Annotated in this window: 9 protein-coding genes and 1 tRNA gene; 9 read left to right on the forward strand and 1 reads right to left on the reverse strand. The window is 58.6% G+C overall.

What is annotated here, in order from left to right; translation table 11 throughout:
* Window positions 1–16: 16 nt before the first annotated feature.
* The 4 genes from B5E56_RS05025 to B5E56_RS05040 all read left to right on the forward strand — a co-directional run bounded on the left by B5E56_RS05025 (window position 17) and on the right by B5E56_RS05040 (window position 6,226).
* Window positions 17–547 carry a hypothetical protein gene (locus B5E56_RS05025; protein WP_087388900.1) on the forward strand — a complete coding sequence of 177 codons (531 nt, stop codon included), beginning with the start codon at window positions 17–19 and terminating at the stop codon, window positions 545–547.
* Between the two features lie 41 nt (window positions 548–588).
* A complete protein-coding gene (locus tag B5E56_RS05030; RefSeq protein ID WP_087388901.1) occupies window positions 589–2,352 on the forward strand; it encodes a dynamin family protein in 1,764 nt (587 codons plus the stop codon).
* Window positions 2,327–4,084, forward strand: a complete 1,758-nt coding sequence (locus B5E56_RS05035; protein WP_087388902.1) for a dynamin family protein — start codon at window positions 2,327–2,329, stop codon at window positions 4,082–4,084. Before B5E56_RS05030 ends, B5E56_RS05035 begins: the two co-directional genes overlap by 26 nt.
* Window positions 4,085–4,156: 72 nt before the next feature.
* Window positions 4,157–6,226 (forward strand): dynamin family protein, encoded by a 2,070-nt coding sequence (locus tag B5E56_RS05040; protein WP_087187361.1) that lies wholly within the window; start codon window positions 4,157–4,159, stop codon window positions 6,224–6,226.
* A 94-nt stretch (window positions 6,227–6,320) separates the two neighbouring features.
* Here B5E56_RS05040 and B5E56_RS05045 read toward each other — a convergent pair.
* Window positions 6,321–6,406: transfer RNA gene (locus tag B5E56_RS05045), tRNA-Leu, on the reverse strand.
* A 151-nt stretch (window positions 6,407–6,557) separates the two neighbouring features.
* Between B5E56_RS05045 and B5E56_RS05050 the strand changes: the two genes are divergently transcribed.
* The 5 genes from B5E56_RS05050 to prmC all read left to right on the forward strand — a co-directional run bounded on the left by B5E56_RS05050 (window position 6,558) and on the right by prmC (window position 12,169).
* Complete coding sequence (locus B5E56_RS05050; RefSeq protein WP_087388903.1) at window positions 6,558–7,949, forward strand: hypothetical protein; 1,392 nt, start codon at window positions 6,558–6,560, stop codon at window positions 7,947–7,949.
* A gap of 29 nt (window positions 7,950–7,978) precedes the next feature.
* On the forward strand, window positions 7,979–8,665 hold the full coding sequence (locus B5E56_RS05055) for a response regulator transcription factor (protein WP_087187359.1): 687 nt from the start codon (window positions 7,979–7,981) through the stop codon (window positions 8,663–8,665).
* Window positions 8,666–8,729: 64 nt separating this feature from the next.
* Entirely contained in the window at window positions 8,730–10,148 is a 1,419-nt protein-coding gene (locus B5E56_RS05060) for a sensor histidine kinase (protein WP_242958775.1), read from the forward strand.
* Between the two features lie 122 nt (window positions 10,149–10,270).
* On the forward strand, window positions 10,271–11,251 hold the full coding sequence (locus B5E56_RS05065; RefSeq protein WP_087266268.1) for a DUF1385 domain-containing protein: 981 nt from the start codon (window positions 10,271–10,273) through the stop codon (window positions 11,249–11,251).
* Between the two features lie 54 nt (window positions 11,252–11,305).
* Window positions 11,306–12,169, forward strand: a complete 864-nt coding sequence (gene prmC / locus B5E56_RS05070; protein WP_087388904.1) for a peptide chain release factor N(5)-glutamine methyltransferase — start codon at window positions 11,306–11,308, stop codon at window positions 12,167–12,169.
* The last annotated feature ends 35 nt before the right edge of the window (window positions 12,170–12,204 follow it).

Raw genomic sequence — 12,204 nt, forward strand, 5'->3', positions numbered from 1 at the left:
AAAGGAGCAAAGTGCGATGCAAGAGATGCAGATACCATCCGTTTATCAGCTGATCCGCAGCTTTAACCGGGGCGAATTCCGGCGAAAAAGCATTCCCCAGGAACTGGTGTCCGGCTGGCCTGCCATCCGGCGGCTGGGCAAGACCCTGTGTGTGACCATCCCCTATTATGCCCGGGGACGGGCGGGGGATAAGACCATCCTTTATCCCCTGTACTGTTCGGCCACAGTGCCCCTGGGCAACCCGGATATGCTGTTGGATTATACCGTTTATCCCCATCAGCAGGGCTGGCAGGACCTGGACTGGTCAAAGCCTGTGGGATCTTTTCCCCATGAGGCCCTTGCGGGGATAGGGCGAAAGGAATACCAGGCTTTGTGTGCCCGCTTGTATGACTATTACGATGAGATGGTACGGGCCATTCTTCAGGGTAAGCCCTTTACTGCCCGGGAGGAGATGGGGGCTCTGTTCTGCCGTCTGATGGAGCCGGACCAGTATCCCCAGTATCTGCGGATCGATCAGAGATTTTATCGCTTCTTCTGTCCCATCTGAAGGCACGGAAGAGATTATCATGGAGAAGAGGGTGGGCGGACGTGTGGAAAGAGGAATATACCCAGGCCTGCAGTATTTTGGCGGCAGGGCGCTATGCTAAGCTGGCCAAGCAGGCGGAGGGGCTCCATCGCTGGGTGAATGCCCGTAAATTCAGCGTAGTGGTGGTAGGAGAGTTCTCCCGAGGTAAAAGCCGCCTTATCAACGAGCTGCTGGACCGGCCGATTTTGCCGGTCAGGACCCTGCCCACGACCGCCCTGCGTACCACAGTGACCTACCATAATAAGGAGATGCTGGTTCATGTAGGCCCTGACGGAAAAAAGACGGGCTACCCCCTGAAGGAGCAGGCATGGCAGCGGTTTCTGGCCGGAGAGGGCAGAGCGGACCCGCAGGGCGCCCTCTATGTGGGCGTGGACATTCCATGGCTGGGTCAGCACCGGCTGGAGCTGGTGGACACTCCGGGCACCGGGGATCTTGTGGAGCGGCGGACCATCCTGGCAGAGGAGGCCCTCACTGGTGCGGACGGCGTGATCATTGCCGTTTCGGCCCGTACGCCGGTCAGCGGCACGGAGCGCAAATGGATCCAGAGCCGGCTGCTGGCCCGGGAAGTGCCCCGCATCATGGTGGTTATCACCAAGCTGGACCAGATCGAGGAGGAATCCCGGGCCAGGGTAGTGGCCCATATCCGGGACAAGGTCCGGGAGATCAGTCCGGCGGTGGAGGTGTACGTGGCCCATGACTGGAGCGGGGAAGAGGGAGTCCCCGGCGGCCGAGAGCAGATCATTAGACGGCTGATGGACTGGGCGGATGCCCCGGAGCACAGCCAGCTGCGGGAACAGGCGGCCCGGGACCGGCTTGCCGGGCTGTTGACCATAGCGGCCGACGATTTGCGCTGCAGGGCGGAGCAAGCCAGGAATCAACGAACCCAAAAGGCTCAGGACCAGCAGCAGGCAGCCAGACAAGCCGCAGAGCAGGCGGGACAGCTGTGGGACATGATGATTTCCGAACTGAAGGACCGGGCCCCAGCGTGTATCACCAGTATCCGCAGCTTTGCCGCTGAGAAGGAGCAGCTGCTGCTGGAGAAATTCCAATATGAGCTGTCCCATGTCAGTGAACCCAAGCGGTGGTGGGAGGAGGACTACCCCTACCGGATGAAAATGGAGATGACCGGGTTTTCCGCTGCCATGGAGCAGGAGTTTGCCAGGACCTTCAGCGATGATCTTCGGGGAATCAACGAGACTATGGCCCGCAACTACCGGCAGACCCTGTCGGTGGGCCGCATCGGCATCATGGACAAGGATCTGATCGATATCGGCAGCGGCGAACAGATCGCCGGACTGGAGGACATCCAGAAGAAAAAGGTCAACTTTCAGGTAGGACGAACCCTGGCTACTGCCGCCGGGTATGTACTGCTGGCCGGTACAGGCGGTCCAGCTGCCATTGTTACCAATCTGTGCCTGGGCGCGGGCAGCACGGTGCTGGGTGAGAAGGTATTCCGCTCCAGTGTGGACGTGCAGAGGGGCAAGGTGCTGGAAGCGGTCAAGGGACAGGTGGAGCAGTTTACCAAACGGGCAATTTCCGCCGCTGAGCAAAACATCAATCAGGCCTACCGCAGGATGTGCGGCGAGATCATGCAGCGGAAGGAACTCTGGTTGGATACACAGACCAGAAAACCGGCGGAATCCATGGCGGACGAGCGGGGCGGCAGCCTAGACAAGCTGCTGCTGGAGACAGAGAACCTCATCGCACGGCTGACCAGACATCAAGGTGGAGGTACGGACGATGGAGCACTCTGTCAAGGCGGTTGAGTTTCAATTATATGAGGATTTGGTCCAGCTGCAGAAGATGCTGGAGGTCATGGAGCTGGATCCGGCCCTGACGGAGCGGTTAGAGGAGTGTAAAGAGCTGATTCGCACCAAGCGCTACCGCGTGGCGGTGATGGGGGAGTTCAAGCGGGGAAAGAGTACCCTCATCAACGCCATGTTGGGCCTGCCGGTGCTGCCGGCGGACGCTACCCCCACTACTGCCACCGTAAACCGTATTACCTACGGAGTGGAGGAGCGGGCTGTGGTGCGCTTCCGGGACGGTCGGGAGCAGGAGATCCCGGTGGACCGGCTGGCGGACTATGTGACCAAGCTGACGGAGGAGGGCCGGGCGGTCTCTGAGACCGTACAGGAGACGGTGCTGTACTATCCCAGCGTTATCTGTCAGAACCATATTGAGATCATTGACACTCCGGGCCTGAACGACGAGCGGGAAATGACCCGCATTACCCTGGAGACCCTGCCCCAGGTGGATGCGGTCATTATGCCCATCCACGCCCGGGTACCCTTCAGCAGCACCGAGCGGGACTTTGTTTGTCAGATGCTGGAGAGCAAAAACATCGATGACATTATCTTCGTCATGACCTTTCTGGACCAGCTGGACGAGGACGACTATGTGTACGAGGACTACGTGGAGGCGGTGAGCCGCCGCATCCGGCAGGAGGTTTTTGGGGCGCTGGAGGAACGCCGGGCCTCAGAAGAGGTGCTGCGGAAGGCCCACCGAGTTCTGGACCAGGTTCGGCTCAGCGGTGTCTCGGCCTCCCTGGCCCTGAAGTCCTTCGTGAGCAACCAGAAAAAGCTGCTGGCTCAGAGTCATTTTGAAGGTTTTCTCAACGACCTGAAAAAGACTCTGGCAGGCCGCCAGATGGAGTGTGCCGTCTGGAAGGCGGCTGCCGGTATGGAGTGGGTAGTGACCCATCTGGAGGAGGCCCAGCGGGAGCGGGAGGGCTTTTTCCGGCGGGAAGAGGATAGACTTCGGGAGATGCAGCGGCGTACCCAACGCTTTTTTGGGGATTTTTCCCAACAGCTGGAGGAACTTTTCCGGCAGCAGCCGGACGTCATGGAGCTGGTGCTGGAGCCCCTGCGTCAGGAGGAAGAGAAGGCGACAGCCGCTGTGATCCGGGCGCTGAGCGGGGTCAGGGTTGCGGAACATATGGCAGTATTCCAGGCGATCAATCCGGTGATCTTGCAGATCCCGGAACAGATGGATGGCTGCTGGCAGCAACAATTAAAACCCATGCTACTCAGCCGGCTTGCCCAGGTGCTGGAGCAGATCAGCGTGGTGGGCAACCAGGCCGGTGTGGATGAGCCGCTGATGAAGGAGTACGGCTATCTGTTGCAGGAAGCAGAGGATACATGGACTGCCCAGAGCTTTGTTTGGGTGGACGGCCCTTATCCCAACGTGCCGGATCTGGCTCACTGCAACTTCATCCGCTATTTCCGCCCCTATTTGCAGCGCTCGGTGCAAGCCATGGCCCAGCGAATTGTGGATGCTGCCGAGACGGTGAAGGGACGCTGTTGTGCTCAGCTGCCTGAGCGCAATGAACCGCTGCGGGAACGCCTAGCCCAGAGACAGCAAGAGCAGTATCGCCAGTTGGACGGCCAGCGCAGGGCCTACGAGCAGAATCTGGACAATCTGCGCCAGACGGTCAATCAGGCCTGGAGTAATACCCAGGCTCTGCTGCGGGAGTGGGAGGACGGTCCCAGAGTTGGATAAGATACAGAGAACGACCGGAAAAGGAGACCCTCTTTTCCGGCGCCATTGACAGAGAGAAAGGCGGGAACACCTATGGCAGAGGAGAAGAACAGCCAGGAGACTTCATTCAGCGGATTTATCAACTATAAGCAGACCATGACCAGCATTACTACCGATCTGAAGAAACTGCGGGAGTACAGTGAGAAGCTGGATCTGAACGGCAACATCAATGGCATTGACGAGATACTCAAGCGGATGGCCAACGACAACTTCAACGTGGCCATTGTGGGTGAGTTCAAGCGGGGCAAGAGCACCGTCATCAATGCCCTGCTGGGCAAAAACATCCTGCCGGTGGACGTGCTGCCTACCACCGCCACCCTCAATAAGATCACCTACAATGTGACGCCCTTTGTCACCGTGGAATATAAGGACGGACGCAAGGAGCAGATCGGCATTGAGGAGCTGGACAACTACGTCACCAAGCTGACCCGGGAGAGCGAGGAGCGGGCCAAGACCATCAAGGAGGCAGTGGTTTATTATCCTATCAACTACTGTAAAAACGGTGTTACCATCATCGATACCCCCGGCCTCAACGACGACGCGGCTATGACCGAGGTGACCATGTCGGTACTGCCTACCATTGACGCCGCCCTGATGGTTATCATGGCTCAGGCGCCCTTCTCCGAGTCGGAGCGGGACTTCCTGGAGAGCAAGATCATCACCAGCGATCTGGGGCGGGTGCTGTTCGTGGTCACCGGCATCGATCTGCTGGACGAGGAGGATGTGGATCGGGTCCTGGAGAACATCAAGCGCCGCATCCAGGAGCACGTGCTGAAGAAGGCGGAAAGCGTCTATGGCGTGGATTCCCGGGAGTATCAGACCTATCAGCGCAAGCTGGGCAACATCAATCTGTACGGACTGTCCGCCAAGAAGGCGCTGAAGGCCAAGGTCAAGGGCGATGTGCAGATGTTGGAGGACAGCTGCTTCCCCACGTTTGAAGCGGCACTGGAGAAGTTCTTGTCGGAGGAGCGGGGAGCGATCACCCTCAGCGTGCCGGTGAGCCGGATCAAAACCGCCTCCATGGAGCTGGTGAAGGCCATTCAGCTGCGGATGAGCAGCATGGACATGATGGCCAGCGAGTTTGAAAAGAAATATACAGCTGCGCTGGGGGAGATTGAGTCGGTCCGAAAGGAGCGCAGCCGGGAATTTGATACCGTCAATGAAAATGCCGACAAGGCCTTTGCGGGCCTGCTGCCCATGATCGACAGTTACTGGGATACAGTGGAGCAGGCGGTATCCGATGCCATTGACGCCTATCCCATCAGCAACTCCGACCTGAAGAAGGAAAATGCCGCTGCCACGGCCCAGGCGCTGACCAACCAGGTGAAAAACGCGGTGGCCAAGGTAAGCCAGACGGTAAGCGAGCGCATCCAGAACGCCATCAATGTGGCACTGGAGGGGGAGGCCCAGCGCCTGGCTGGCTTTGAGAATTACTTCTTCCAGGCCACCGAGCGCATCCATGGAATGTTTATGCCCCAACGTACCAGCGCGTCGGGAGGAGACTCGGTGATCGGTGTGGTAGCCAACTCGCTGGTTGGTTTCGGCATCGGCGGTGTGTATGTAGGCTTCAAGGAGGCCGGCTGGAAGGGGGCGCTGCTGGGCGGCGCCACCGGTGTGGGCGGCATGGCCCTGGGCAACATCGGTGTGTTCGGCCTGCTGATGCCTGCGCTGGCCATTCCGATCACCTGGCCGGTAGTGATTGTTGGCTCCCTGGTGGTAGGTACCCTCAGCCTTTTCAGCAGTAAGTGGGTGGTGGACAAGACCTTCTCCCGAGAGAAGATCGAGACCTACAAGGCGTCCTTCAAGGCGCAGGTGCTGGAAGAGATCCAGCGGATGAAGGGTGAGAACAACTTCGCCGAGACGGTGCGCCGGCAGGTGGACGAGGCGTTTGGTGCTCTGAAGGAGAAGATCCGCAAGGAGACTGAAAATATTCTGGAGGATACCCAGAACCAGCTGACCCAGATCAAGGTGGAGCTGGCCCAGCAGCAGGTATCCGGCTCCAAGGAGAAGGAACAGCTGGATGAGATGCTGGAGAGCATCAACCAGATCTGTGTCCGGGCAGAGGAACTGGAACAGCAGTTGGTAGGTATTTTGTCCCGATGAAGCAGAAAACGGAAGGCACACCGTTGGGTGTGCCTTCCGTTTGTTATCGGCATAAAAAGACGTCGGAGCAAGCGATACAAAGCCTGCTCCGACGTGGTGCCGGTGGTGGGACTCGAACCCACACGGTGTTGCCACCAACGGATTTTGAATCCGTCACGTCTACCATTCCATCACACCGGCGTCCTATATGCGGTCTGGATGGTATTATACACGAATTGCGGACAGATGGCAAGCCCTGTAATCGGAATAAATTCAGAAAACGCCATACCATTTCACCGGAAGATGTGTTATGATAACACTATCGAAAATTCCCACGGAGGGCAGAAAATCCATGAAAAAACTCAGACTGATTTTGGCGGCAGGGCTGTTAATGCTGCTGACAGGCTGCTTTTCCCAGTCGGTGGACGACCTTTACGCCCCGCCCAGAGCGCCGGACGACTATCTGAAGCTGGATAATAAGATCAACGAAGTCCTTAACGCCGGCGGCGAGTACGCCGCCCCCCTCACCGGAGAACTGACCCAGAAGGTACAGCTTCAGGATCTGGATGGCGACGGTGTTCAGGAGGCCATCGCTTTTTTCCGGGTCAGTTCGTCGGAGCGCCCCCTGAAGATCTACATTTATCGTCAGACCGGAGACGACTATGAGGTGGCGGCCATTATTGAAGGCGAGGGTTCGGCCATCAACTATGTCTCCTATGAGAATTTGGACGACAGTCCCAGCAAGGAGATCATCGTCAGCTGGCAGATGATGAGCGATCAGAACCACTCCCTGGCTGCCTATTCCATTCACAACGGCCAGGTACTGGAGCTGATGCGTACCAATTATACCAATTTCCAGATCTGCGATATGGACCAGGATGGCCAGGACGAGGTCGTGGTGATCCAGACCGGCGTCACTGAGGAGAGCAACCGGGTGGAGTTGTATAACTACAAGAACGGCATCTTGGGATTGGACTCCTCGGCGCTCCTGTCCCACAATGTTACCAGCCTGCCGGAGGGCGGAGTTAAGACTGGATATTTGCAGGATAACATCCCGGCGGTTTTTGTCAGCTCTGCCTATGGCCGCAGCGGCAGCGAGACCGATTACGATTCCAGCACCGCCTACAGCCAGACCGGGCAGATCACCGATATTTTCGCCTGGAAAAACGGACGGATCCAGAACATCACCCTGGATCCTGAGACAGGGGAGAGTGACAATACCATCCGTTGGTATACAGCGGTGACAGCAAAAGACATCAATAATGACGGCATTATGGAGCTGCCTGACCCCTATGCGCTGCCTGATCCCAGCAGCACCAGCATTGCGGTGAACTTCTGGGCCATCCGCTGGCGGCAGTACGATATCAACGGCAACTCCCATCCGGTCTTCTCCACCTACTACAACGATCAGGACGGCTGGTATTTTATCCTGCCGGATAGCTGGGACGGCAAGATCACATTGTCCCGCAGCGACGTGGCCGGCGGGGGAGAGCGGGCGGTCATCTTCTCCTACTGGGAGGGAGACGCCAGTGTGGACCCGGCCCCCTTCCTGGTGATCTACACCCTGCGGGGTGACAACCGCTATATGCGGGCCAATATGTCGGGCCGCTTCCGGCTGCTGGAGGGGGATGACGACAGCGACACCATCTATGCCGCCCGCTTCATCCAGAACAGCTGGGATTGCGGACTGGACGAGAGCGGCGTGAAGGCACACTTTGCACTGATTACCAACGACTGGTCCTGACACGGACAGGAATATAAGGAGGGAATGGGATGAAAAAGGTACTCGTACTGGAAGACGAGGCCAACATCCGCAGCTTTGTGGTCATCAACCTGAAGCGGGCCGGTTATGAGGCCATCGAGGCCGAGACCGGCGAGGAGGCCCTGGCCCAGCTCAAGCGCAACCCGGATATCAAGGTGGCGCTGCTGGACATTATGCTGCCTGATATGGATGGCTTTGAGGTATGCCGCCGCATCCGGGCGGGGGACAATAACATCGGCATCATTATGCTTACCGCCCGCACACAGGAGATGGATAAGGTCACCGGGCTGATGACCGGCGCCGACGACTATGTGACCAAGCCCTTTTCCCCGGCGGAGCTCACCGCCCGCATTGATGCCCTGTACCGCCGTACCGGCGGGGCGGAGGCGGTGGACACCGGCGAGATCAGTCAGCCGCCCTTCCTGCTGAACACCCGCAACCGCACCCTGGAGAAGAACGGACAGCGGGTTAAGTTGACCCAGGTGGAGTATTCCATTATGAAACTGTTTATGGACAATCCGGGGAAGGCTCTGTCCCGGGAGGAGATCCTGGACTCCGTGTGGGGCCGGGACTATTTCGGCGAGCTGAAAATCGTGGACGTGAATATCCGCCGCCTGCGGATCAAAATCGAGGACGACCCGACGAATCCTACCTTTATAACAACGGTATGGGGCTACGGCTACAAGTGGGGCTTCTGACGGCGGCCGCCCAACCCTGTGACGCGCTATTTTTTATCAAACCCAGGTGGTGAAACATCGACCTATGAAGAAAATCAAAGGCATCCGCGGCATTCGGAAGCGTTGGATGGTCAACTCCATCAGCGTGGTGCTCTTCATCGTGCTACTGGCGGTGACTGCCTTTTCCGCAGCCATGGGCAGCTACTACTATTCGACTCTCAGCGAATCTCTGTCCCAAAAGGCGGAAAGCGCGGTGCGCAGCTTCAACTACTACCGGGCCAGCGGCGACTCCTACTATGAGTATGCCCGGACGCTGGTAGGCAGCGACCAGTCCAGCGACCAGCTGGAGGTGGAGTTCCTGGACGCCAGCGGCCAGATCCGCTACTCCAGTTCGGACCTGACTGCCTTCCGTTCTCCGGGTACCCCTGATATCTCCAAGGCGCTGAGCCAGGGCAAGACCGAGGTGTGGACCGGCTCCGACCCCAGTACTGGGGAGCATATTATGGCTGCCACCAGCCCCCTTATCATCGACGGGGAAGTGGTGGGTGCCATGCGCTATGTTACCTCTCTGCGGAACGTGGACTGGCAGATCGTTATTGTGGTAGCCATCTCCCTGGGCATCGGTATGGTGATCCTGGCTATTGTTTACTTTTCCAACCTGTACTTTGTCCGCTCCATTGTGGAGCCGGTGGCGGGAATCACGGAGACCGCCAAGCGCATCGCCGCCGGGTCCTACGGCGTGCAGATCGAAAAGCGCTTTGACGACGAGATCGGTGATTTGACCGACGCCATCAATGATATGTCTCTGAAGATCAACCAGAGCGAGAAGATGAAGAATGAATTTATCTCCTCAGTGTCCCACGAGCTGCGTACCCCTCTGACGGCCATCAACGGCTGGGCGGAGACCATCATGAACGGCGAGGTGCGGGACGGTGCCGATGTGAAGAAGGGCATGGGCATCATCGTCTCTGAGGCCCGGCGGCTGACCAACATGGTGGAGGAGCTGCTGGAGTTCTCCCGCATCCAGGACGGTCGTTTCACCCTGTCGGTGGAGCCCATGGACATCAAGGCGGAGCTGGAGGACGCGGTATACACCTACCGGGAGTTCTTCCGCCGGGAGGGCATCGAGCTCAACCATTTCGACTGCGACGAGGAGTTTCCGCCCATTGAAGGCGATCCGGAGCGGCTGCGGCAGGTGTTCTGCAACCTGCTGGACAACGCCGCCAAGCACGGCGGCTCGGGTAAACGCATTGATACCGCTATCCACCGGGAGGAGGATATGGTGGTTATCACCATCCGGGACTACGGTCCTGGCATTCCCGAGGAGGAGCTGCCCCACGTCAAGTACAAGTTCTACAAGGGTTCCTCCAAGGCCCGAGGCTCCGGCATCGGCCTGGCGGTGTGCGATGAGATTGTCAGCCGCCATGAGGGTGTGCTGGAGATTGGCAACGCCGAGGGGGGCGGCTGTATCGTCACCGTCCGTCTGCCCATCCAGCCCCAGTGAGGAAATGTCAGGTAAATCGAACATCTGTTTTAAAAAAGAGACCCGCACCCCTTGCAATCGGGGTGCGGGTCTGATACAATATGTTAGATATGAATCCAAATAGCAAGGAGAACATGGAACGAATGTCAAAACAGACGAAACGTGCCTGCGACACGCCGTATAAGACCATGATCGGCGGTCAGGCCCTGATCGAAGGCATCATGATGCTGGGGCCGGAGAAAAAGGCCGTGGTGGTCCGCAAGCCGGACGGGGAACTGGCCGAGCAAGTAGAGGAGCGGGTGCTCATCAAGGACAAGCATCCGGTGCTGGGTGTGCCCTTCATCCGGGGCGTCTTTAACTTCTGTTCCTCCATGGCCAACGGCGTCAAGGCGCTGATGTACTCCGCATCCTTCGTGCCTGAGGACGAGGAGGAGCCGGAGGAACCCTCTAAATTTGAGCAGTGGCTGGACAAGCACCTGGGCAGCGAAAAGGCGGCCTCCGCCCTGGTGACCCTGGCAGTGGTACTGGGTATCTGCTTCTCGGTGGGACTCTTCATTCTGCTGCCTACCGCCCTGGTGGGCCTATTGGGCCACTTTACCCCCCTGGCCATGTGGCTGCGCAACGTGCTGGAGGGTGTGGTTCGTATTGTAATCTTTGTGGGCTATCTGATCCTGTGCTCCCACATGAAGGATATCCATCGGGTATTCCAATATCACGGGGCGGAGCATAAGACCATCTTCTGCTATGAGCACGGTCTGCCCCTGACGGTGGAGAACGTCCGTAAGCAACCCCGGCACCATCCCCGCTGCGGTACCAGCTTCCTCTTTGTGGTGATCGTGGTGAGCATCCTGCTGTCCAGCGTGGTGTTCTCCTTTGTGGAGGTGACCAATACCTTCCTGCGGATGGGCCTGCATCTGCTGATGCTGCCGGTGATCGTCAGCCTGACCTATGAGTTCAACCGTCTGGTAGGCCGGCATGACAACTGGTTTACCCGGATGATGTCTGCTCCCGGTATGTGGCTCCAGAACTGGACTACCTTTGAACCGGACGATTCCATGATCGAGGTGGGCATCCGGGCCTTTACCCTGGTGCTGCCTCAGGAGCAGGGCAAAGATCGGTGGTAACACCCAATAAAGGTGTTTTGAGAGAGAACAAGAGAGACGAGGAGTGGTTACAGCATGGCAACCACCTACAACAACCTCTATCTGGACGTACGCCGCCGCCTGCGGGAAGCAGGGGTGGAGGGTGCCCAGCTGGAGGCCCGGGAGTTGGTGTGCGCTGCCGCCGGAAAGAACCGGGAGCAGTATTACCGGGATATGGCCCTCTATGCTTCTGACGCGGTGGAGGAGAAGCTGAAGGAGCTGGTGGAGCGGCGGCTGTCCGGAGAACCGGTGGCCTACATCATTGGAGAGTGGGAATTTTACGGCCTGCCTCTCACCGTCAACCGGGATGTACTCATCCCCCGCATGGATACTGAACTGCTGGCTGAGCGGGCCATTCTGCTGGCCCGGGCGGCAGGGGAGGGGGCACGGGTGCTGGATCTGTGCGCTGGCAGCGGCTGCGTGGGTCTGGCGGTGGCCTCCAACGTGCCCGACTGCCGGGTGGTGCTGGCTGATCTCAGCGAGGCGGCCCTGAAAACCTGTAAGCAGAATATCCGACGGTGTGACCTGAATGCCCGGGTGACCTGCTTCCAGGCCGACGCCCTTCAGCCTCCGGACGGAGCGCTGTGGGATTTTGACGTCATTGCCTGCAACCCGCCATATATTCCCACCGGAGATATTGCCGGACTGGACCGCTCTGTCCGGGATTTTGAGCCTCGTACCGCTCTGGACGGCGGCGCCGACGGCCTGGATTTCTACCGGGCGGTGACTGCCCAGTGGGGCCCCGCTTTGCGGCTGGGCGGCTCCCTCCTTTTTGAGGTGGGGATTGGACAGGCTCCGGATGTGGAGCAGCTGCTGATTGAGCAGGGCTTCTCTAACGTGCAGTCCAGTCAGGACACCCAGGGCATCTGGCGTGTGGTGGAAGGCGTTTTGAATCGGTAAGGGCGGGCTTCTGGCCCGCCGTGAAAGGATGAAAA

This window comes from Flavonifractor sp. An112, assembly GCF_002161085.1.
GTDB lineage: Bacteria > Bacillota > Clostridia > Oscillospirales > Oscillospiraceae > Flavonifractor > Flavonifractor avicola.